Source organism: Pseudoalteromonas galatheae (genome assembly GCF_005886105.2).
Taxonomy (GTDB): domain Bacteria; phylum Pseudomonadota; class Gammaproteobacteria; order Enterobacterales; family Alteromonadaceae; genus Pseudoalteromonas; species Pseudoalteromonas galatheae.
This window is the reverse complement of the sequence record NZ_PNCO02000001.1, coordinates 2,988,092-3,010,853: the sequence shown is the minus strand read 5'-3', so window position 1 is coordinate 3,010,853 and position 22,762 is coordinate 2,988,092. Positions and strand designations below refer to the sequence as shown.

Genomic DNA, 22,762 nt, shown 5'->3' with positions numbered 1-22,762 from the left:
TTATTTTAAACGCATAATTGGAGTGCCAGTCATCTCGCTAGGCTGCTCCATACCGAGTAAATGCAGCATTGTTGGTGCAACATCGCTTAGTGCTTTTCCTGCTTGTGGCTCTGCATCACGACCTACATAAATAAATGGTACAGGCTCGCTGGTGTGAGCGGTATGAGCTTGACCTGTTTTAGGGTTAAGCATTTGCTCTGCATTGCCGTGATCAGCGGTAATAAGAGCTTCGCCACCGCTTTCTTTTAGCGCAGCAACAACACGACCGATACACTTATCAACGGCTTCACATGCTTTTACAGCAGCTTCGAATACACCAGAGTGCCCAACCATGTCACCATTTGGGTAGTTACAGATAATCACGTCAAATTCACCGCTATGAATTGCTTCAACTAACTTATCAGTTAGCATTTCTGAGTTCATCTCTGGCTGTAAGTCGTAAGTGGCAACCTGTGGAGAAGGAATGAGTTCACGTTTTTCACCTTCAAAGAGATCTTCGCGACCGCCGCTAAAGAAGAAAGTGACATGAGCATATTTTTCCGTTTCTGAAATACGCAGCTGAGTTTTGTTGTGCTTAGCTAGCCATTCACCTAGCACGTTAACCAATGCTTCAGGCGCAAAAGCGATAGGGGCTTTGATGTCGGCAGCGTACTCAGTCATCATAACAAACGCACTTAGGTCCGGTGCTTTACGTTTTTCGAAGCCGTTAAAGTCAGCATCAACAAAAGCACGGGTCATTTGGCGCGCTCGGTCTGCACGGAAGTTCATAAAGATAACCGTATCGCCATCATTGATAGTAGCGGCTGGTTGCCCTTCTTCGGTGATCACCGATGCTTTAACAAACTCATCGTTTTCATCACGCGCGTAAGCTGCTTGTAGCGCTTCAACGCCATTACTATAAGTAAAATCAGCGTCGCCACTTACCATCAGGTTGTATGCAGACTCGACGCGGTCCCAACGATTGTCACGGTCCATAGCATAGTAGCGACCAATAATAGACGCTAGTCGGCCACAATTGAGTGACTGCATCAAAGCTTCCATTTTTTCAATTGACGCCTGTGCGCTGCGAGGTGGTGTATCGCGGCCATCCAAAAATGCGTGCAAATAAACGGTTGCACCGCGCTCAGCTGCTAATTTAATTGCCGCAACTATGTGGTCTTCATGACTGTGAACGCCACCTGGGCTCAATAATCCCATCAGGTGAACGGCTTTACCTTTTGCTACTGCTTTGTCTATGTTCTCAACCAGAGCTGGGTTGTGCTCAAACTCACCATCATCAATCGCTTTAGTGATCCGCGTGAAGTCTTGATAAACCACACGCCCCGCGCCGAGGTTAACGTGGCCAACTTCGGAATTCCCCATTTGCCCATCAGGCAGACCAACATCAAGACCTGAACCTGAAATCAAGGTGTGCGGAGCAGAGCGCCATAGTTCATCTAATACTGGGGTATTGGCTGCTAAAATAGCATTGCTCTCGCTTTCTTCGCGATAGCCCCAACCGTCTAAAATCATTAATACCAATGGCTTTTTCTTAGCTGTCATTTGCGCTCCTGAAATCCTGAATTAGGCACGATGTTGAAATCTTATAACAAGCGCTACAATGCCGAGCTTTGCAGCGTCACTATAAGTTTGCTCTGGTTGCTGACAAGTAGAATACCTTTTTTTGTATGAATATTCAGCCCCACAGTGATGAATTATCAACTTTGAGATTGATATTTGCTCATGTTGAACAAGTCTGTTTTGTCGAGAATAAAGCAGGTATACTTGCTGCCACTTTATCGTTTAATAATTTTTGGTTGATAAATTAATGGAACAATACGTTGCGTTTTTAGGTAACCATCCGGTACTTAGCATCATTTGGGTTGTGTTAGCCGCGATGTTAGTGAGTAGTTGGTTTAAGAGTAAGTTTTCGAAAATTAGACAAATTAATCCTCAGCAGCTAACCATGCTAGTTAACCGCCAAGATGGTCAGGTACTCGATATGCGTGCAGCAAAAGAGTTTAACCAAGGTCACATTGCAGGTTCTGAGCAGGTGAGTGCGGAAAAACTCAAGCAAAAAGATTTTGCTGGTCTTGAAAAACATAAATCTAAGCCCATTATATTGGTCTGTAACACAGGTATGACGGCATCTGCTGTTGCTGATAACATGCACAAAGCTGGATTCGGGCAAGTGTTCGTATTATCAGGTGGTATTGGCGCATGGCAAAGTGCGGGTTTACCAATCTCTAACGGAAAATAACTGAGGTCTATGATGAGCCAAGTCGTAATTTATACCAAAGACTATTGTCCATTTTGTCATCGCGCAAAAGCATTATTAGATGCAAAAGGTGTCACATACACAGAGTATGATATTGGCGCACAGCCTGAGCTTCGTGACGAGATGATCGAAAAAGCCAACGGTAGCTATACCGTTCCACAAATCTTTATCGCTGAGCGCCATATTGGTGGTTGCGACGATATGATGGCGCTTGAAGCGCAAGGCGAACTCGATAAGCTATTACAAGCATAAGATTGATTGAGCTTTAGCTCAGCTTACTTTTTATAATGACTGCTAAGAATTTAGCAGGATCACAACAGAATTTAGGAAATTATCATGGCAGAACAAAACCAAGCAGCAGAACAACAACAAGAAGGCGCTCAGTTCAACATTCAACGTATCTACACTAAAGATGTATCGTTTGAAACGCCAAACTCACCAGGTATCTTCCAGAAAGAGTGGACACCAGAAGTTAAGCTAGACATGGACACGCGTTCAGCAAAGCTTGATGAAAACGTATTTGAAGTTGTTCTAGCACTAACAGTAACGGCAACGATTGGTGAAGAAACTGCATTCCTATGTGAAATCCAACAAGCTGGTATCTTTGCCATTGCAGATCTTGAAGAAATGCAAATGGCACACATGCTAGGCGCATTCTGCCCTAACATCCTATTCCCTTATGCGCGTGAAGCGGTAGCTAGTCTAGTTAACCGTGGTACTTTCCCGCAGTTAAACCTTGCGCCAGTTAACTTTGACGCATTATTCGCTCAGTATATGCAGCAACGTGCGGCTCAAGCACAGCCTGAGCAAACTGCTGACGCATAATTGATGAGTACAGCAAAATCAGCTGTAACTGTATTAGGGGCGGGGTCTTATGGCACCGCCCTTGCTATTTGTTTCGCCCGAAATGGTCATCAAGTGACACTGTGGGGACGCAATAGCGAACACGTTGAGGCGCTAGCAGCTGAGCGCAAAAACCAACGTTATCTTCCTGACATCCAGTTTCCAAACACGCTTGAACTTGAGGCCGATTTAGAAACGGCTGTTAAGTCTAGCGAGCGTATTTTGGTGGTTGTGCCAAGTCACGCGTTTGCAGACACCTTGAAGAAGATTAAACCTATGCTACTTGAGAATGCAAAAGTAGCTTGGGCAACCAAGGGGCTTGAACCAAATACTGGGCGACTATTGCAAGAAGTTGCACTGGATGTGTTAGGTGACGATGTGCCGCTGGCGGTGCTAAGTGGACCTACTTTTGCAAAAGAAATGGCCGCGGGATTACCCACTGCTATTTCTGTGTCTTCGGTTTGTGCAAAATTTCGTGAAGAGCTCGCAGAGCTGTTACATTGCGGCCGCTCGTTTCGGGTCTATAGCAACGAAGACTTTATTGGTATTCAGCTCGGTGGCGCAGTTAAAAACGTTATCGCAATTGGCGCGGGCATGTCTGACGGCTTTGGTTTTGGTGCGAATGCCAGAACGGCGCTTATCACCCGAGGACTCGCTGAACTTTGTCGTTTAGGGTGTGCGTTAGGCGCGCGCTCTGAAACCTTTATGGGTATGGCAGGGCTTGGTGATCTGATTCTCACTTGTACGGATAACCAGTCGCGTAATCGCCGCTTTGGTCTTGCGCTTGGCTCGGGAAAGTCGGTCGATGAGGCGATGTCGAGTATTGGTCAAGTGGTTGAAGGCTATCGTAATACCAAAGAAGTTTATCTACTTGCCAAACGCACTGGTATTGAAATGCCTATCACTGAGCAGATCTATCAAGTGCTTTATGAGCAAAAAGATGTGAAAGAAGCCGCAATGGCGTTACTCGGTCGCGAAAAGCGAGCTGAGTGATAAGCGAATAGAGAGGCGTAGTTACCTCTCTATTACTCTCCAAACTTCATGTTATAGCGACGCTTAAACCACAGTAGAAATGGGATTTCAATCACGCTAAATGCGACAATCGTAAACACCACCCAGTTACTCTCAAAAAACACTAACGAAAATTCGATACCCTTGCCATAGTACAAACTTCCAGACACGACTAAAGAAACCGCAGTAACCAATAAATCTTGTTTGCTGATACTGGCGAGGCTTTTCTCTTTTAACTTTGGGTAAACGAATACGTAGGCCACAAAAAGGAGAATAAAATTGAGTAAAATAAGCGTTAGCTCAGGTGACATGATTACCTCTATGCCTTGTGTGTCATTCGGCACAAGATAACATAATTTCTTAGCTTAATGCCTCGTGGAAACGCTTTTTATCTGATACTGAACAGGTATAATGATAAATCCAACTTTTGAGGTGCACATGATCTCCAAGAATCAACAAAAACTACTTCGTGCTTTAGGGCAAAAAAAATATCGCAAACAACATGGCCTGTATTTGGTACAAGGCGAGAAGAATGTGATTGAGTTAGTTGATGCTGGGTTGGCCGTTGAACAGCTGTTCGCGACCAATGAGTTCATGACAAAGTATAAATCCAAACTCGTTAATATTGCCTGTGTCGAAGCAGAAGAGGAAGTGCTGAGTAAGGTGAGCACTTTAGTGTCAAATAATGCAGCGATAGCGGTCGTTGCAATGCCGCCGGCAGAAGAAATTAATACTGCTGGGTTAGTGTTAGCATTAGATGGAGTCTCAGACCCAGGTAATCTCGGTACCATTATTCGTCTTGCTGATTGGTATGGATTGACGCAGCTTGTGGTGAGCGAAAACTGCGCCGATCAATTTAACCCTAAAGTGATCAGTGCCACCATGGGCTCATTTGTGCGTGTTAATGTGGTGAGAACCGATCTTGAGGCCTTTTTAAAGCAATATCAAGGCGAGTGCTATGGTGCATTCCTTGGTGGTGAAAGTGTGCATCAGTGTCAATTTAGTCGTAATGCCGTGTTGGTAATGGGCAGCGAGTCTCATGGTATTAGCGATACCATAGCGGCTCACATCAATAAAAAGGTGACTATTCCTGCGTTTGGTGGTGCTGAGTCATTAAATGTGGCGATGGCTACTGGGATCATTCTGGATAATATTAAACGCTGTCATTGCTAACGCATAGATCTTACTAATGAATTGTCTTATTCTCAAAAGTAACCGCGAACAACAATAATAAGCTATGCGACTGAGTAGCATCAAACTGGCCGGCTTTAAATCTTTCGTAGAGCCAACCAAGATCCCGTTTCCTGACCAGATGACATGTGTGGTTGGGCCAAACGGCTGTGGTAAGTCTAATGTTATTGATGCGGTTCGCTGGGTGCTGGGAGAAAGCTCTGCGAAAAACCTCCGTGGCGATGCCATGACAGACGTTATTTTTAATGGTTCAACCAAACGTAAACCTATCTCGCAAGCTTCTGTAGAACTGATTTTTGATAATACTCAAGGCCGGTTGCCCGGCACGTTTGCAGATCGTAATCAAATTGCCATTAAGCGCTTAGTAACGCGCGATGGCCAATCTCTTTATTTTTTAAATGGTAGTAAGTGCCGTAAGCGCGATATCACAGATATCTTTTTAGGTACTGGCCTAGGTCCTCGCAGTTACGCAATCATTGAGCAAGGAATGATCTCGCGCTTGATTGAAAGTAAGCCGCAAGAGTTAAGAGTTTTTTTAGAAGAAGCCGCCGGAATTTCAAAATATAAAGAGCGTCGACGAGAAACCCAAACTCGCATCAAGAGTACCCGCGAAAACATGGAGCGTTTGCTCGATGTTAGGCAAGAGCTACAGAGTCAGCTAGATAAACTGGCACTTCAAGCACAACAGGCGAGCGAATATAAGTCTTTAAAGTCGCAAGAGCGAGACCTAAAGTCGTGGATAGCAATTTTAAAATGGCAAAGCCTTGAGCAAAAGCAGGCAATCAAAGCCAAAGAAATTGCCAAACTCAATGAGAAATTAGCATTTTTTAATGAAGCTCACAGTGGCCATGACAGCATTTTGGCAACGCTAGAACATGAAATTAAGCATTTCAATGATGGCTATGAGCAAGCACAACATAGCGTGCACCGAATTGAAACCCAGTTGGCAACGCTTGAGCAACAGAAAGTCAATCTAACAGATAAAAAGCGTCTGCTAATTGAGCAGTCTCAAATACTGAAATCACAACAGCAAGAAGTAATTGAGGCGCAAGACGAGCAAGCCGAGTATGTGGCGAGCAGCGCAGAAAAAGTCGCTGAAGTTTCTGAACGACTTGAAATTGCGCTATTGCAACTGGAAGAAATTCAACTCACAAATGAGCAAAGTGACACAGAGCTGGCTCAGTTAGAAGCGCAGTATAGTGGCGCACAGAAGCAGTACCAACAAATACATGCTCAGGTACAGCAAGGGGCAAGCCAATTAGCGCAACAACAGCAAGCTAAACTGCACGTAGATAAGCGTCAGGCTGAGCTGCTGGAACAGGCTGATACGCATCACGCATCTATGTTGGAAAGTGACTTGATTGAAGCTCAGGATGCACATCATCAGCTAGTTCAAGCGATGGCCAAATTACAAAGCCAAGCTGGTAAGTTGCAAGGCCAAGAGCAAACCAATAAAGAAGAAATCTTACAGGCGCAGACTCATGCTCAAAAAGCGCTTCAGGCGCTACAAGAAGTGCAATCTGAAATAAAAGCGTTATCACGCTGGGCAGATGAAGCGTCGGAGGCTTCTGCTGCGACTATGTTATCGCAACTTGTTGTTGAGTCAGGGTATGAAGAATGCGTGGAAGCGGCACTGCTTGGGTTGACGCATTTAGTCGTTGAGCAAAGCGAAATGAATACGCTATGGCCCATTGAACTCGAAGTTCCCGTTGATTCCGTCGCGACAAAAATAAGCTCAGGACTGTTCCCCAGCTTTTTAACTAAAATAAAATTATGTGCTGAATCTACAGACTTTCAATCGTGTGAACAATTCCTTCTCGGCGTGACGGTCAGTGGCATTATTGTGGGGGATAACTTTAAGGCCAAGGCGAAAAGCAATGAAGAGAGTGGCGCATTAAAACGCTATGCCCAATTGCAGTCATGCCATACTCAGCTTCCTCATTTGCAACAACTCGCCGAAGAGGCTGAGCAGGTTGTAGCACAAAAGCGTATTGCCCTTGAAGACACACAAGCTGACTTATTAGAAACACAGCAATGCGTTCACGAAAAAGCACAAGCAATCGCCAGCCATAAAACCAAAATTGAAATGCTGGATGAGAATCTGAGCGCTTGGCGTGAGCAAGGACAAAAAATTCAAGAACAGCTTGATGCCATTGCTCAAGAACGAAGCGAGGTCATTGAACAACTTGAACTTGATACTGAACAGCAATTACAACGTGATGAGTTGCTAGCGAAAGTACAACAAAAACAACAACTGGCCGAGGCTAAGTTGGCCGAGTTTAAACAACATAGTCAATCTCGGCGCGCCGCATTACAAGACGCGCAGCAATTAGTTCATACTACAAAACTTGCATCGCAGCAGGCAGAAAGTGAACTACAGCTCAGCAATTCTAAGTTGGAACACTTGCAACATCGTCGCGATGAAATAAACCAGCGCATCGAGCAAACGCAAGCAGATATTTTGCTTTGTGAAGAGCCGCTCGCGGAGGCGCATAAAGACATAGAATTATTGCTCGTCCAACATCTAGAAGCCAAAGCGCAAAAGCAAACGATGTTGGATACGCTCAACCAAGCTAAGGAAAACCTCTCCCAAAAACAAGCGGCATTAAAAGATGCACAAGGCGAAGTGAGTAAACTCAATGAGTCTTTGCAACAAGTGAAACTTGAAGAGCAAAGCTTGATGATTAAAGCACAAGCGGCACTTGAACCCTTACAGGAGCTTGGTCGGACACTAAAAGCGGAGCTGGCACAATTACCTGAGGATGCAAACTTGGGTCAGTATCAAGCTAATTTGAGTCGAGTGAGTAATGATCTTGGTAAGTTAGGGGCTGTGAACTTAGCCGCAATTGAAGAGTTTGAAGAAGCGAAGGCGCGCAAAACCTATTTAGATACACAGCTGGACGATCTCACTAATGCGTTAGAAACGTTAGAAGCGGTGATCAGAAAAATTGATAAAGAGACCAAAACCCGCTTCAGTGCCACCTTTAATCAAGTGAATGAAGATTTAGCCGAGTTATTTCCTAAAGTGTTTGGCGGGGGAAATGCGTACCTGGAATTGACTAGCGATGACCTGCTTGAAAGTGGTGTTTCTATCATGGCAAGGCCGCCTGGTAAGAAAAACTCGACAATTCATCTGTTAAGTGGTGGAGAAAAAGCGCTGACCGCATTATCATTGGTGTTCTCAATATTCAGGCTTAATCCAGCCCCATTCTGTATGCTGGATGAAGTAGATGCACCGCTTGATGACGCAAACGTAGGACGATTTTGTCGTTTGGTTGAAGAAATGTCGCAAACAGTGCAATTTATTTATATCAGTCATAATAAGGTCGCTATGGAAATGGCGGGTAGACTGACGGGGGTAACCATGGCAGAACCCGGGGTATCGCGCATGGTTGCCGTAGATATAGAACAAGCGGTGCAAATGGCACAGGCATAACAACAAAAAAGGTGAGCAATGGCCACAGAGTTAAGATGGGCATTAATCGTGATCAGTGCGTTGGTCATAGGCGGGTTACTCATACATGGACTTTGGTCTGTTCGTAAGAAGAACAGCGATAAAGCTTCAAAAAAGGAGCCCAATGAACTCAAAGAGCAAACGCCGAATCACGATAAAGAGCCTGACGAACCTGAAATTGGAGAGATGACCTTTAGTGCGGTGGATGATGAGCCTGCGACTGAGGGCATTATAGCGACGGAAGAGCCTGAAACTGAGGTGCAAACCGAGAGCAGTGGATCTGAAGAGGCTGAGCCTGAAAAGAAAGCAATAGAGCCACAAGACTTTATTATTCTTCATGTTGACATGCCTGAAGGCCTGAAAATGGCTGGTTCAAGGCTATTGCCTGCCGTGTTAAGCCTTGGATTTAAATATTCTGATGAGGGCTTCTTTAATCGCCATTTAGAGCCGTCTGGAAACGGTCCAGTGTTATTTAGATTGGTAAACATGTACAACCCAGGTACGTTTGATATCGATAACATGGAGCAATTTAGCACCGCTGGCATTAGCCTATTTATGACCTTACCTTGTGAAGGCGATAACTTGGCTGCATTTAATATGCTTCACAGTGCATCGAAAAAACTAGCTGAAGAGTTTGGCGCAACTGTACTTGATAAAGACCGCGAACCGTTAACGGTTGAAGCCGTGCGTGGTTATGTTGAAAAAGTGCGTGAATTCGCCGCTTAATCGCTACTTAGAGTCATTTTTAAGCCACTGGCATTTGCTGGTGGCTTTTTACGTTTAGAGGTTTAAATGTCAGACAACATTGAAAGCCAAGTTGCAGCCCTTAGGCAGCAACTCGAAGATTACAATTACCAATATTATGTTTTAGATAACCCAAGTGTGCCTGATGCGGAATATGATCGTGTGATGCGCCAGTTGATGACGCTTGAGCAGCAGCATCCTGAGTTACAAAGTCCTGATTCCCCATCGCAGAAAGTGGGTGGTGAAGCGCTTAGCAAGTTTGAGCAAGTAACACACAGAGTACCTATGTTGTCGCTTGATAATGCCTTCGACGAGAGTGAATTTACGGCATTTAATCGCCGTTTAAAAGAGCGCCTACTGACAAGTAAAGATGTTACTTTTTGCTGTGAACCAAAGTTAGATGGCTTGGCCGTATCTATTTTGTATCGCGATGGTGTACTGGTTCAAGCGGCGACAAGGGGAGACGGTCAAGTTGGGGAAAACATCACTGAGAATGTCAAAACCATTCGCAATATTCCGCTGAAACTACGTGGAGAACATATTCCGCATGAAGTAGAAGTGCGTGGTGAAGTCTTTATGGATACTGCGGGTTTCATTAAGCTAAATGAAACGGCACAAGCGAAAGGTGATAAGACCTTTGCAAACCCAAGAAATGCGGCAGCGGGAAGTCTGCGCCAATTAGACTCGAAAATTACCGCTAAGCGTCCGTTGATGTTTTATGCTTATTCTATGGGCTTGGTTGAAGGCGGTGAGCTGGCCAACGAACATTATGCGCAGCTACAGCAATTACAAGGTTGGGGCTTGCCAATGAGCCCTGAGACAAAGCTTGTCGATAATGCGCAGCAAGCTTTGGCTTATTATCAAGATATCATGACGCGCCGTGCTGAGCTTCCCTATGAAATTGACGGCGTTGTGATCAAAGTGAATGATAAAGCGCAGCAAGAGCAGCTTGGTTTTGTTGCTCGCGCGCCGCGCTGGGCGATTGCATTTAAGTTCCCTGCACAAGAAGAGATCACTCAGCTGCTTGATGTTGAGTTTCAGGTCGGCCGTACTGGGGCTATCACGCCCGTTGCACGTTTAGAGCCTGTTTTTGTTGGTGGTGTTACGGTATCGAATGCCACGCTTCATAATGGTGATGAAATTGCGCGTTTAGGTGTAAAGATTGGTGATACCGTTATTGTACGCCGAGCTGGGGATGTGATCCCTCAGGTAACTCAGGTCGTGTTAGATAGGCGCCCAGATGAAGCCAAAGAGATTGAGTTTCCAGATACCTGCCCGGTGTGTGATTCTCATGTTGAACGCGTTGAAGGAGAAGCGGTTGCGCGTTGTACTGGCGGTTTAGTGTGCCGTGCACAACGTAAAGAAGCAATTAAGCACTTTGCATCGAGAAAGGCCCTCGACATAGATGGTCTTGGCGACAAAATAGTTGAGCAGTTAGTTGAGCGAGGGCTTATCAAAACCCCTGCCGATCTGTTTATTCTAAAGCAGGGTCATTTTGAGTCTCTTGAACGTATGGGGCCTAAGTCTGCTAAAAACTTGGTTGCGGCGCTTGAAGAAGCAAAGCAAACAACGTTAGCTAAATTTTTGTATTCGCTTGGAATAAGAGAAGTTGGGGAAGCGACAGCACAAAACTTGGCAAATCACTTCCTGACGCTTGAAAAAGTGATGGCCGCCTCCATTGATACTCTACAGCAAGTAAGTGATGTTGGTGTTGTTGTTGCGCAGCATATTCATAGCTTTTTTGCCGAGCAGCACAATCAAGAAGTGGTAACTGCATTGATTGAAGTGGGTGTAACTTGGCAAGATGTGGCTGCACCGTCAGAGGATGCACAACCTTTAGCTGGGCTAACTTATGTGTTGACTGGAACCTTGAGCCAACTGAACCGCAACGATGCTAAAGCGAGGTTGCAAGCACTTGGCGCTAAGGTCGCAGGTAGCGTGTCGAAAAATACAGATGCGGTTTATGCCGGCGAAAAAGCAGGCTCTAAGCTCACTAAGGCACAGGAGTTAGGTGTTGAGGTGTTTGATGAAGAGGCGCTGATCGCACTGTTAAACAAATACGAGTAGTAAAATGAAATCAGTAACACGATACGGCCCTGAATACTGGGATAAATATGGCGTTTATCGTACGCCAATCGCTTTTAATTTAGCGCTGGTCGTGTTGCTCCGCCCGCTACTTATTTGGGTGTTTTCTGCGCTTGCAAGACGCCCAGACTTGGATTTGATGTCACTATTCTTTGAGTCTAAGTTTCACTTTTTTGTCGCGACAGGGATCGCTTGTATCGCGCTCATACCAACCGTTGTGTTTTCTCTTAGGCGGCCAACAAGCTCTCCAAAGCTCGCTGCCGTCTGGCGTTATATGCGTTTGCCACTTATATTAACAGCGGTACTCGATTTAGCGTGGTTGATCCTGCAAGCTGGGAAAACCCATTATAGTTTTTCTCCTTATATTGCCGTACAAATTGTGTTGGTGAGTTGGGTACTTTTATATTTAATTAAAAGCCGCTATCTAAGTTGCTTTTTTGGTGATTGGCCACTTCCTGTTGAAGAGCAAAAGACAGAAGTAAACAAGAGAGAGAATTGAGATGTTAAAGTGGTTAGATATACTAAACTTTGCCAGAAATGGTAATCCTGTTGCTCCTCGCAGAGTTGAAAAGTCGGACCAGCAATGGCAATCAGAACTTGCTCCAGAAGCTTATATAATCACTAGGAAAAAGGGGACTGAGCGACCGTTTAGTTCACAAAGTTGTCAGCTTTTTGAACCTGGTAAATACTACTGCGTATGCTGTGGCGAGTTGTTATTTGATGCTGAAGAAAAGTTTGATAGTGGCTCTGGTTGGCCCTCGTTTACACAGCCTGCAGCAGTGGAAGCGGTGGCTTATCATAGCGATAAGAGCCATGGAATGACGCGCGTTGAAATCACTTGTAACGTGTGTGATAGCCACTTAGGTCACGTATTCCCTGATGGCCCTGAGCCAAGTGGACTGCGTTATTGCGTTAATGCTCTTGCAATGGAAAAGAAATAGCCCAATTGCGATAAAATAATCGATTACTCAAAGTCGAGTTTCATTTCACTTAGTTTCGCTTTGAGTTTACCGAAGCGGATCTGCTGTTCACTGTCCAACTCAGACTGATTTAGCAAGGTAGTACACCGCTTTGCTAAATTGGAATTAAAAGTACTCCCTGACTTAGCGCAACTATCACTCATACATTGTAGCAAATTCAGTGCTATCCCTGAGTTTTTAGGCATAATTCTAAACGCTTGAGTGAATGCCTCTAAAGCGGTTTCATAATGACCTTTGTTAAACTGAGTAACCGCATGGTTATTTAGCTCTCTAGGACCCATGGTGATCTCTTTTTTCTCTTGCTGTTGCTGATATAGATAGTGCATTGTGACGGGATCTGCGCTTGAGTTGTGGCGCTCACAGTGTGCAATTACTTGGCTAAACAGCTCTTGAGCCTTGTGGTTTAATCCCACTTCATGTAGTGCTTTTGCTTTGTCTAAAGTGGAATCTACCGAGCGAATAACGGGCTCATCTTCTAATTGTTCGAGCAGTTGTTTCGCTTTTTTATGCTCATCTTTTAGATAATGGACACGGGCGTTGAGTACATCGATTTGCGCTTGGGTTTGTGCATTTGGAAATTGCTGTTTTAAATCACTCAAGTATTGTTGCGTTTGCCTTGTGAGACGAGTGACTTGGTCTGATTGATCGGTACTCAGAGCAAAGTCTATCCCAGCGCGTGCTGCATTCAAATATACCTCTGGTTTGTCATGGATCGAGTAACGCGCGAAACTTGCTATATCTTTATGTGCTTTATAGCTGGCCTCATAGTCGTGATTGATTTGCGCAACTCGACCAAGTGACTGTTGTCTATTTATATTTCTGGGCGCCATTTCAATTGCTTGCTCTAACAATTGTTGGGCATTCTCATATTGGTTAAGCTTTATTTCGAGTTTGCTCAATAAATCGAGCGCGGGAAGACGAGTTTCCGGTCGCTCTATTAAAGTTTTCAACATCTTTTGAGCGATAACATCTTCATTGTTGGTAATGAGCGCCTCGACCAAGCCTAGCTTTGCCCAGGTAAACTTTTGCAGAGCCAAAACCGATTTGTAAAAAGACTTTGCTTCCTCTAATTGATTGAGCCTGAGTAGAAGTTCTCCTTTTAGCTTTAGAAGTAGGGAAGTGTAGTTATGATCTTTGTTATCTAGTTCTAAATCTAGCGCTTTTAAGGCCTTTGAGTAGTTTTTATCGTCTACAAGCAAGTTTATGTGTCTTAATGCCTGTTTACGCTTTAAAACTCGTTCTATACGGTTTTGTAGTTCTTTTATTGAAAAGGGCTTAACTAAAAAGTCATCGGGCTGGAGTTCGATAATACTATGGACTAACTCGGGGCTAGTTTCAGAAGAAATAAAAATAAAAGCGGTACTTGAGCGAATTAACTGTTTGGAGCGTAATTCTTCATAAAATTGATAGCCATTTTGCTTTTTTGCTAAACCAAAAGAGCATACGATGAGATCAAACTTATTGATGGTACAAAGCTCTTTTGCACTGTCTGCACTCTCTGCAAATTTTAAATTTCTGAAATCTAACTGTTCTAAAGATTGTTTCATATAGCTCAATGCTAATGGTTGATCTTCAACGATTAACATTTTGGCATTTTGAATAGATGGAGCTGACATAGAAACAATTTTTAGGCAATGGCTTTGCTTCTAGTCTAGTACTTAGGTGTAGTTTTGAAAACAAAAATTAACTCATTTTTAGTAGGTTAGTCTATTTAGCTTATTCCAACTATTTACTGAGGTTAGCGGCAAAATAGTTAAGGGTATAACAAAAATTTGGGAGGCTGAGAAGAGTAACTAATTAGTTAATAAATGAGAAAAACGAGGTTGTTTCTATGGACTTTATGGCAGGTTTAAGTTTATTCAGTTTGATGTGGTTTTTGAGTATGTAAAAAGTAATAACGATTGTACTGAAAGTGAAGTGGTTTCTTATACTGGATTTGAATCTGAGATCTTAGCCTTGTTTAGGCATAGGCCACTCTATCTAGAAAATAAAGTGGTGGGTTGTACTGGACTTGAACCAGTGACCCTCGCCTTGTAAGGGCGATGCTCTCCCAACTGAGCTAACAACCCAAATTGTGTTTCAATTTATACTCTTGAATCGAGTTTAATGTCCAATTCTAATCTAAGAGTAGAAGTGGTGGGTTGTACTGGACTTGAACCAGTGACCCTCGCCTTGTAAGGGCGATGCTCTCCCAACTGAGCTAACAACCCAAATTGTGTTTCAATTTATACTCTTGAACAGAGTTATGGTGGGTTGTACTGGACTTGAACCAGTGACCCTCGCCTTGTAAGGGCGATGCTCTCCCAACTGAGCTAACAACCCAACTTGTATTACAACGTCTGCCGTTGTGGGGCGGTATTATAGGTTTAGTTTGAAAAGAGTCAACACTTAACTTTAAAAAACTATACTGTGTGATGTTTTTATGCTCAACGCTTTAAGTTCTTCATTATAGAAGGGAGAGAGTGGTCTTGTATGTTTGATCCAAAAGCCACCTTATTTTGGGGAAAATAAGTTGCTGAGCTTTGCATGCTATAACGCGGGATTGGATAACATGCAGAAAAAGAAAAGAGCCATAAATCACTCTGACCTAATTGGATTTAAAACAAAAAGGCTGAGGTGCGATAACTATGCGTTTTAAATTGTGTAATAAATAATCCAATTCAAGGTGTTAGGCTTGCAAACGGGAGGCGTTTGGTTATATTCTACGCTTCTTGATTTAAAATGAATCAGTTAGAAAAAACTTTCATAAAAGTTGTTGACTTTATTTTTGCTCCTGCATAGAATGCGCCCCGCACTCAGCGATACAGGCTAGCAGTTCAGGTCTGACTATTATGGGGCTATAGCTCAGCTGGGAGAGCGCTTGCATGGCATGCAAGAGGTCGACGGTTCGATCCCGTCTAGCTCCACCAATTTATCGTTAGTGCATATGTCCTAGTACATAATTCAAATGGCAACGCCTCGAGTGCGAAGTTGTTTATTATTGTGTCCCCTTCGTCTAGAGGCCTAGGACACCGCCCTTTCACGGCGGTAACAGGGGTTCGAATCCCCTAGGGGACGCCACTTACTTTGGTAGGTAACTCGGTTAGCAAGAGAATAAACAGCTAAATAAAGTCCTAGTGACACAGAAAAACTTTCTGTTTTTGATAAGGCCATTTGCCTCGCAGGCTCGGTCTCATCTAACGCAGAAGTTGCAAATCAATGATTTGCAAAACAATTTCTGCGTCCCCTTCGTCTAGAGGCCTAGGACACCGCCCTTTCACGGCGGTAACAGGGGTTCGAATCCCCTAGGGGACGCCACTTACTTCGGTAGGTAACTCGGTTAGCGAGAGAATAAACAGCTAAATAAAGTCCTAGTGACACATCTGTGTCCCCTTCGTCTAGAGGCCTAGGACACCGCCCTTTCACGGCGGTAACAGGGGTTCGAATCCCCTAGGGGACGCCACTTACTTCGGTAGGTAACTCGGTTAGCAAGAGAATAAACAGCTAAATAAAGTCCTAGTGACACATCTGTGTCCCCTTCGTCTAGAGGCCTAGGACACCGCCCTTTCACGGCGGTAACAGGGGTTCGAATCCCCTAGGGGACGCCACTTACTTCGGTAGGTAACTCGGTTAGCAAGAGAATAAACAGCTAAATAAAGTCCTAGTGACACATCTGTGTCCCCTTCGTCTAGAGGCCTAGGACACCGCCCTTTCACGGCGGTAACAGGGGTTCGAATCCCCTAGGGGACGCCACTTACTTCGGTAGGTAACTCGGTTAGCAAGAGAATAAACAGCTAAATAAAGTCCTAGTGACACATCTGTGTCCCCTTCGTCTAGAGGCCTAGGACACCGCCCTTTCACGGCGGTAACAGGGGTTCGAATCCCCTAGGGGACGCCACTCACTTTTCATTTTCTATTCTCATCATATTCATTTCTGCTTCTCTTAGTTGTTTAAGCTCAGAACTCTGCTAGCTTTTATATTAACTTTCTGTTGTTCGTTAAATATTCATACAAACTTGTCTTAGTACTTGCTTCTTCAAAATAGAGCAATTAACTAAGTAAGTTGGTATCAAATCATGTTTCACTATGCTCCAATCCGGCCTTCCAGTGAAATTTCTTACGATTTTTAGGAAAGTAATAATTTATTGCCCTTTTTAATCGAGAGCGAGCTATGGCAAAAGGTAGAGCTGATCACACAGGAAAAGAGTACGATTATCCAAGTTCTTACAATCTACTTTCAACGACAAATGTAAAAGGTCAGATAAAGTATGCAAATTCACAGTTTTGTGAGGTTGCAGGGTTTTCACTTAGTGAATTAGAGGGGAAGCCCCATAATATCGTTCGGCACCCAACAATGCCTAAAGCCGCTTTCAAGAACTTATGGGATTATATCGAAGCGGGCAAACCTTGGATGGGAATGGTTAAAAACCGCTGCAAGAATGGCGATCACTATTGGGTGAATGCTTTTGTCACTCCTATTAAAGATGCTGCAGGTAAGACTGTCGAATATCAATCGGTGAGGACAAAGCCGAGCCGTGAGGTCGTTAACCGTGCAGAGGAAATCTACACTGATTTAAATAACGGTGTGTCACCAAGTAAATTTACTCGAGCCTCTTGGTCTTTGTCAGCTCAAATGATGGCAATAATCCTTGTTTTCTATGCCTTAACCATGCTGATTTCAACTTTATCACCACCTTGGAATTACCTCGCTGAAACACTGCTTACTCTTGTTGTTTTATTTACTACTTACTCTCGCCTTGCTCCAGTGCGGTCGCTCAGTGAAAAAGCAAAGAAGGTATACAATAACCCTCTGATGCAAAAAGTGTATCTTAATAAGGTTAATGATGTTGCATCTATTGAGCTTGCTTTACTCGTTAGAGAATCTGAGCTTCGGGCTGTGCTTGGGCGTGTTAAAGATGCTAGTGCCACAGTTTCTGAGTACGCAACCAAAACGATGCAAGAATGCAAAACGAGTTCTGATATTTTAAATCGACAGCAAGCGCAAACCGGCTCTTTAGCAACGGCTATTAATCAGATGTCAGTGTCGATTGGTGAAATAGCTTCTAATACTAACAATGCAGCGCAGCAATCCGAAGCTGCGCTTGAGTCCGTTGTTAAAGGCAACAAAGCCGTTGATGACAATATGGAGAATAATTATGCCTTATCGGAAGAGCTATCGCGCACGCAAAAAGATATAGAAGATCTTAATACGCAAACAGTTAACATTGAAGGGGTTGTCGACGTGATCCGTGGGATCTCCGAGCAAACTAATTTACTCGCATTAAATGCCGCTATAGAGGCTGCACGGGCTGGTGAGCAGGGTAGGGGGTTTGCGGTTGTTGCTGATGAGGTAAGAGCGCTTGCGCAAAGGACGCAAGATTCGACAGCCGAAATTAATAGCATTATTGCCGATCTGAGGCAACGAGCAGAAAGAGCTGTCTCAGCTATTCAAAGTGGAGTAGAGCGCTCTTCGGAGTGTGTTGTAAAGGCTGAGGGCACTAAAGCGAGCCTTGAAACAATCAATACAATTGTAAATGAAATATCAGGGTTGAACTATCAAATTGCGACATCGGCAGAAGAGATGTCGAGTGTTTCTAATGAGCTAAATGCTAATGCTGTGACAATTTCAGGTCTTGCGGATGAATCTATGAAAAGCGCGCGTAAAACGCATGAAACGATGAGAAACACAGAGCAGGCTTTAGAAAACCAAGAGGTACTTGTTGAGCAGTTTATTCGAAAATTAAACAGTGCTCACCGTTGAATAGGCGATTGAAAGTAAAACAGTACCGACAGGGTTGTTTATGGGGGAGGCTAATCAGAGCTATTTAGCTCTGATTAATAATAGTCGTCAACGGAGCGGATCTAATATCTATCGCTATAATTAAACGCGATAGCCGTCTTCAACCCCTTTCACGGCATAAGCCACAGCATCATGAGCGTGAAGAGATTCGTAATGGTTGATTTTCACGTAGAAATCTAAATAAGTTTGCTGGTTTAGCAATGCTTTTAACTTCCTCGCTGCATCTTCACAAAACATTAGGTTTTGACCGTTGAGGCGCGCAAATTCTTGTTCATCTTCTCGTTTAACTGCAGCTTGAACAGGAGTTTTTAGCTCGTTTTCAACCAACTCTATCAGATCTAATATCTCAAACTCAGCACAATTATCTCTAAGTTTAACTTTGATATTTGCAATTGAGCGCTGGGAATGAGGTGTTGCTACGATACCTTCTGTGCTGCCTAGCCAATCATGTACACTGTGGAAATCTAATTGTTTACCATCAAAAGCTTGCTGGAAAGCGTTTTGGATGAGCTGACGAGATAGAGCGGCTGAACAGGGGCAAGTCGACGAGTAAGCAACGTCAAGCGCTAGCTCGAGTTTGTAACTACCATTTATCAAAGTTGCATCAAGGGTAATTGGGTACGATTTCCACCCCATCTTTTTACTTAAAAGTGAAGGGCGCCTGATTGGCAACTCAAACTGTAGTGTAACTTTTGCGCCTGTACTTAAGTCGCTATGCGTACTTAAAAAGTTATCTAACAACTGTTTTAAAGTTTTTGGTGTAAGTACTTGCTCACAAGAAAGAGTGTCAAGAGCAAGAAAAAGGCGTGACATATGAATACCTTTAGCGTCTTCTTTTTGCAAATTAACAAATGCATCGGCTTTGGCTGTAACAGTAACTTGATTTAGGCCTTTACTTTCTAATACTAAAGGTAGCTCTATATTACCCATGCCTACCCAGTCTAAAGTTCCTGTTTGTAACGCACTAGCACTGTGCGCAATGTCTGGCATGTTATTTTGCATCGACGCTCTCTTTTCTCACAACATAAAAAACGGGCATATTACACGAAATCCGATTAAGTTGGGATGATGCGCTTAAATCTATCCACGCTAAATTAGCGGATTTGTGCATTTAGAGATACAGAGTCTCATTACTGTTGTCTACCGCTTTGCTTAGTGTGCATGTAATAGAGTGAATGTTGAGGCTCCGCAATTTCTATACTCGCTTATTACTAGGGCTTTTGTATAATATTTACTTTGAGGGCTTGAAAAGCAATTCTAACAGGCTCAAGCGGTAGCACATAAACTTGCCTGACAAGTGTTTAACAATGGTGAAGTATTAATATGACAGAAAATTCGTTTGGCTCGTGGGCTCGAATTTTATCAAACTTGGTAGAGAAATATGGTAACAAGCGGGCATTCGCCATCGCTTATGCGTTTACGCTCTTTGTTGCAGTTATTCTATCTTGCATGTTTTATTATGTCGCCTTAGGCGTAGTTGACCTTGTAAATATTGCTGCGCTATTTTTCTTAACCGCAGTAATTTCTCCTGCCTTAATTATGATTTCAGTCGCAGCGATGCGAGAGGTTCACTCTTCTAAAGCATACCTAGACTCTGCAACCCAACAGGAAAAAATGCTGAATCAAACGTTAAAGGACAACATCAATCGCTTAAACAGTGAAATTGATGAACGAAAGATAGCCCTGCATGCCAAACACCGAGCGATTGATGAATTAAGAAAAGAAATCGCTGAACGTAAAAAGACGCAGCTAGAGTTAGCACAACAAGGAATGTTATTACGCAGTATTGTTGACTCCTCACCAGACTTATTTTATTACCGTGATGAAAACGGCGTATTCGCGGGCTGTAATAAAATGTTTGAAATGGTGATGGGGAAGAGCAGTGAAGAGCTAATTGGCAAGTCTGTGGAGCAAATTTACTCCACCCAATATTTGCCTAAAGTACTTGAAACGGATCAGCAGGTTTCGAAGACACAACAACCCCTAACTCTCGATGTTGAATACCCCGTTAAAGGCGAGCCTCGATGGTTTGAAATGCGTAAACTGCCATTTATTAATGATAATGGAGAGTATATTGGTCTATTGGCGTTTGGTCGTGATATTACTAGCCGTAAAGAAGCTGAACAAGCTCTGGAAACGGCATATAAGGATAAAGGTAAGTTCATTGCTACCTTAAGCCATGAATTACGTACTCCACTTAATGGCATTGTCGGTTTAACACGCATGATGTTAGATACTGAGCTAACGGCTCAACAAAAAAGCTGGTGTAATACTGTATTTTCAAGTGCAGAGACGCTTGGCAATATTTTTAACGACATTATTGACCTCGATAAGATTGACCGCGAACAACTAGATATTGCCACCGACAGTATTAATGTGTCGGACTTTATTAATGATGTTGTAAACTTTGCAGGTTTAATTGCCGATCAAAAAGGACTGGAGTTTACGATAAATCGGTCAGGCTTGTTGGATGTCTATGCTTTGCTTGACCCTACGCGTCTTCGCCAGATTTTATGGAATTTAATTAATAATGCGGTGAAATTTACCCACAGAGGCAATGTAACGTTGGAATGCCGTCGCGAGAATAGAGAGGATGGTCCTTGGCTCACAATTAGCGTTATTGATACGGGAATGGGGATACCCGTGGAACAACTAGAACGAATTTTTGAGATGTATTATAAAGCCCCTGATGCGTCAGGAAGTAATGCGATTGGTTCCGGGATTGGACTCGCAGTAACCAAGGCGCTAGTTCAAGCCATGAAAGGTACGATTGCAGTACAAAGTCAACAAGGCAAAGGTAGTCGCTTTGATGTGGAGATCCCGCTACAGCTGTGCACAGCTCCAAAGGAACAAAGCTACGCAGGGAGAAGCCTCTACATCTTGCTTGTTGAAGATGTGCCACTTAACGCAGAAATTGCAACGAACTTGTTAGAGCAAAGAGGGCACGAGGTAATCTGGGCCGAAACCGGTGAGGATGCACTCTCGTTTGTTGAGACAGAGGATGACTTAGACCTTATTCTATTGGATATGCAGCTACCAGATATTAATGGCGACGTAGTCGCACGCCAAGTAAGAGCAGATAGCCACTTTGATCACCTACCCATTGTTGCTCTAACTGCCAATGTGAGAAGCGCTGAACAAGAGCTAGAAGGGATTAATGTCCAAGGTGCCTTAGCCAAGCCTATAAACACAACAAAACTTGATAAGATGCTTGCTGAGTTATTTGGTATTGAAGCTCAGAAGAATAAGCAAAGTATCGATATCCGTGATGCGCTTTCTCAACCTGAATACGCGGATTTAGATATCGAGACGATTTGCGATTTTGTAGAGTCGATGGGGGCTGCTGCGTTCCAAAGAAGCTGTGATTTATTTGCCAAACTTAACCCAAAATATTGCGAAGAGCTTAGAGTCGCCGTTGCTCAAACTGATATCGAGGAATATGCTGCGGTTGCGCACAAAGTTAAAGGGGCTGCTGGCTCAGTAGGATTGCAATTAGCTCAATTACAAGCAAAGAAAATGGAGTTAGAGTCAGATGGAAAAGAGAAAGAGATACTGTTGGATTGGATATCTGAGTTAGAAGCAAAAATAGAAGAAGGGCAAAAAGCCCTTCATCCATTAATTGCAAAACTCGCTGAAGATCAGTAAAAGAGATTATTGAGCGTCGATTTTACCGATGAAACGATAACCTTCACCGTGAATTGTGCTGATCAATTCTGGCGTGTTATTGTCTGTTTCGAAATGCTTACGAATGCGACGGATTGTAACGTCAACAGTACGGTCATTCGCGCGAAGTTCACGGCCTGTCATATGCTTGATAAGTTGTTCACGGCTGAAAATACGACCTGGAGAATCTAACATTAGACGAAGTGCACGATATTCACCTTTAGGTAGGCGCTTTGAATCGCCAGTTGGAGATGTTAAACAACGACTGTTCTCATCTAATTCCCAACCATTAAAAGTAATAACGCCGTTGCTATCTATTGTTGACTCTTCTGCTGAAGTGCCAGTACGAGAAATAAGGTTGCGAGCACGGATCGTTAGTTCACGTGGATTGAATGGTTTTGTGATGTAATCATCAGCACCAATCTCAAGACCTAGAATGCGGTCAACATCATTGTCACGACCTGTTAAGAAAATAAGGCCGATGTTTTTCTTCTGGCGTAGTTCACGTGCCAAGATTAAACCATTTTTACCAGGAAGGTTGATATCCATGATTACAAGGTTTACATCATCATTCGATGTCAGCTTGTCATGCATATCGTCGCCATCAATGGCTTCGATTACTTTGTAACCTTCCGCTTCAAATAAACTAACGAGGTTCAGTCGAGTTACGTCTTCATCCTCTACAATTAGAATGACTGGCGTTTGCATTATTAATTAACCTTTTCGGAATATATAATTTACAATGTGTCCGGACT

At 43.6% G+C, this 22,762-nt stretch carries 17 protein-coding genes and 10 tRNA genes; 19 read left to right on the top strand and 8 right to left on the bottom strand.

Annotated elements, in window-relative coordinates; translation table 11 throughout:
• Positions 1-1,542, bottom strand: coding sequence for a 2,3-bisphosphoglycerate-independent phosphoglycerate mutase (gene gpmM, locus CWC29_RS13340; RefSeq protein ID WP_128725319.1), 1,542 nt, complete (start codon positions 1,540-1,542; stop codon positions 1-3).
• Between the two features lie 265 nt (positions 1,543-1,807).
• On the opposite strand from gpmM, the gene CWC29_RS13335 reads away from it, so the two are divergent.
• The 4 genes from CWC29_RS13335 (at position 1,808) to gpsA (ending at position 4,093) form a co-directional block, all read left to right on the top strand.
• The gene (locus CWC29_RS13335; protein ID WP_128725318.1) at positions 1,808-2,239 is read left to right on the top strand and encodes a rhodanese-like domain-containing protein; all 432 of its coding nucleotides are present in this window, start codon (positions 1,808-1,810) and stop codon (positions 2,237-2,239) included.
• A gap of 12 nt (positions 2,240-2,251) precedes the next feature.
• Entirely contained in the window at positions 2,252-2,509 is a 258-nt protein-coding gene (grxC, locus tag CWC29_RS13330; RefSeq protein WP_128725343.1) for a glutaredoxin 3, read from the top strand.
• A gap of 84 nt (positions 2,510-2,593) precedes the next feature.
• The gene (gene secB / locus CWC29_RS13325) at positions 2,594-3,082 is read left to right on the top strand and encodes a protein-export chaperone SecB (protein ID WP_128725317.1); all 489 of its coding nucleotides are present in this window, start codon (positions 2,594-2,596) and stop codon (positions 3,080-3,082) included.
• 3 nt (positions 3,083-3,085) lie between these two features.
• A complete protein-coding gene (gpsA, locus tag CWC29_RS13320) occupies positions 3,086-4,093 on the top strand; it encodes an NAD(P)H-dependent glycerol-3-phosphate dehydrogenase (RefSeq protein ID WP_138522683.1) in 1,008 nt (335 codons plus the stop codon).
• Between the two features lie 32 nt (positions 4,094-4,125).
• On the opposite strand, the gene CWC29_RS13315 is transcribed toward gpsA, so the two are convergent.
• Complete coding sequence (locus tag CWC29_RS13315) at positions 4,126-4,422, bottom strand: hypothetical protein (protein WP_128725315.1); 297 nt, start codon at positions 4,420-4,422, stop codon at positions 4,126-4,128.
• 127 nt (positions 4,423-4,549) lie between these two features.
• Between CWC29_RS13315 and CWC29_RS13310 the strand changes: the two genes are divergently transcribed.
• The 6 genes from CWC29_RS13310 to msrB all read left to right on the top strand — a co-directional run bounded on the left by CWC29_RS13310 (position 4,550) and on the right by msrB (position 12,526).
• Complete coding sequence (locus CWC29_RS13310) at positions 4,550-5,284, top strand: TrmH family RNA methyltransferase (RefSeq protein WP_193554549.1); 735 nt, start codon at positions 4,550-4,552, stop codon at positions 5,282-5,284.
• 64 nt (positions 5,285-5,348) lie between these two features.
• Positions 5,349-8,738: an AAA family ATPase gene (locus CWC29_RS13305; protein ID WP_128725313.1), complete on the top strand. Its 3,390-nt coding sequence runs from the start codon at positions 5,349-5,351 to the stop codon at positions 8,736-8,738.
• 18 nt (positions 8,739-8,756) lie between these two features.
• On the top strand, positions 8,757-9,482 hold the full coding sequence (gene zipA, locus CWC29_RS13300) for a cell division protein ZipA (protein ID WP_128725312.1): 726 nt from the start codon (positions 8,757-8,759) through the stop codon (positions 9,480-9,482).
• Positions 9,483-9,548: 66 nt separating this feature from the next.
• A complete protein-coding gene (ligA, locus tag CWC29_RS13295) occupies positions 9,549-11,567 on the top strand; it encodes an NAD-dependent DNA ligase LigA (RefSeq protein ID WP_128725311.1) in 2,019 nt (672 codons plus the stop codon).
• A 4-nt stretch (positions 11,568-11,571) separates the two neighbouring features.
• Complete coding sequence (locus CWC29_RS13290; RefSeq protein WP_045990300.1) at positions 11,572-12,084, top strand: DUF2919 domain-containing protein; 513 nt, start codon at positions 11,572-11,574, stop codon at positions 12,082-12,084.
• 1 nt (position 12,085) lies between these two features.
• The gene (gene msrB / locus CWC29_RS13285) at positions 12,086-12,526 is read left to right on the top strand and encodes a peptide-methionine (R)-S-oxide reductase MsrB (protein WP_128725310.1); all 441 of its coding nucleotides are present in this window, start codon (positions 12,086-12,088) and stop codon (positions 12,524-12,526) included.
• Between the two features lie 23 nt (positions 12,527-12,549).
• Here the strand turns inward: msrB and CWC29_RS13280 are convergent, their stop codons facing one another.
• The 4 genes from CWC29_RS13280 to CWC29_RS13265 all read right to left on the bottom strand — a co-directional run bounded on the left by CWC29_RS13280 (position 12,550) and on the right by CWC29_RS13265 (position 14,887).
• Positions 12,550-14,181: a response regulator gene (locus CWC29_RS13280; RefSeq protein WP_128725309.1), complete on the bottom strand. Its 1,632-nt coding sequence runs from the start codon at positions 14,179-14,181 to the stop codon at positions 12,550-12,552.
• 377 nt (positions 14,182-14,558) lie between these two features.
• Positions 14,559-14,634 (bottom strand) — tRNA-Val (locus CWC29_RS13275).
• 65 nt (positions 14,635-14,699) lie between these two features.
• Positions 14,700-14,775: transfer RNA gene (locus tag CWC29_RS13270), tRNA-Val, on the bottom strand.
• 36 nt (positions 14,776-14,811) lie between these two features.
• Positions 14,812-14,887: transfer RNA gene (locus tag CWC29_RS13265), tRNA-Val, on the bottom strand.
• Between the two features lie 511 nt (positions 14,888-15,398).
• Between CWC29_RS13265 and CWC29_RS13260 the strand changes: the two genes are divergently transcribed.
• From CWC29_RS13260 to CWC29_RS13225, 8 genes are all read left to right on the top strand, one after another.
• A tRNA-Ala gene (locus CWC29_RS13260) sits at positions 15,399-15,474 on the top strand.
• A gap of 75 nt (positions 15,475-15,549) precedes the next feature.
• A tRNA-Glu gene (locus CWC29_RS13255) sits at positions 15,550-15,625 on the top strand.
• Positions 15,626-15,786: 161 nt separating this feature from the next.
• Positions 15,787-15,862: transfer RNA gene (locus CWC29_RS13250), tRNA-Glu, on the top strand.
• Positions 15,863-15,931: 69 nt separating this feature from the next.
• Positions 15,932-16,007, top strand: a tRNA-Glu gene (locus CWC29_RS13245).
• A gap of 69 nt (positions 16,008-16,076) precedes the next feature.
• A tRNA-Glu gene (locus CWC29_RS13240) sits at positions 16,077-16,152 on the top strand.
• 69 nt (positions 16,153-16,221) lie between these two features.
• A tRNA-Glu gene (locus tag CWC29_RS13235) sits at positions 16,222-16,297 on the top strand.
• Between the two features lie 69 nt (positions 16,298-16,366).
• Positions 16,367-16,442 (top strand) — tRNA-Glu (locus tag CWC29_RS13230).
• 273 nt (positions 16,443-16,715) lie between these two features.
• Entirely contained in the window at positions 16,716-18,305 is a 1,590-nt protein-coding gene (locus tag CWC29_RS13225) for a methyl-accepting chemotaxis protein (protein WP_138524121.1), read from the top strand.
• A gap of 120 nt (positions 18,306-18,425) precedes the next feature.
• On the opposite strand, the gene folE2 is transcribed toward CWC29_RS13225, so the two are convergent.
• On the bottom strand, positions 18,426-19,346 hold the full coding sequence (gene folE2, locus CWC29_RS13220; RefSeq protein WP_138524123.1) for a GTP cyclohydrolase FolE2: 921 nt from the start codon (positions 19,344-19,346) through the stop codon (positions 18,426-18,428).
• A gap of 321 nt (positions 19,347-19,667) precedes the next feature.
• On the opposite strand from folE2, the gene arcB reads away from it, so the two are divergent.
• Positions 19,668-21,989, top strand: coding sequence for an aerobic respiration two-component sensor histidine kinase ArcB (arcB, locus tag CWC29_RS13215; protein ID WP_138524125.1), 2,322 nt, complete (start codon positions 19,668-19,670; stop codon positions 21,987-21,989).
• Positions 21,990-21,995: 6 nt separating this feature from the next.
• Here the strand turns inward: arcB and arcA are convergent, their stop codons facing one another.
• Positions 21,996-22,715 (bottom strand): two-component system response regulator ArcA, encoded by a 720-nt coding sequence (arcA, locus tag CWC29_RS13210; RefSeq protein WP_099642313.1) that lies wholly within the window; start codon positions 22,713-22,715, stop codon positions 21,996-21,998.
• Positions 22,716-22,762 lie beyond the last annotated feature (47 nt).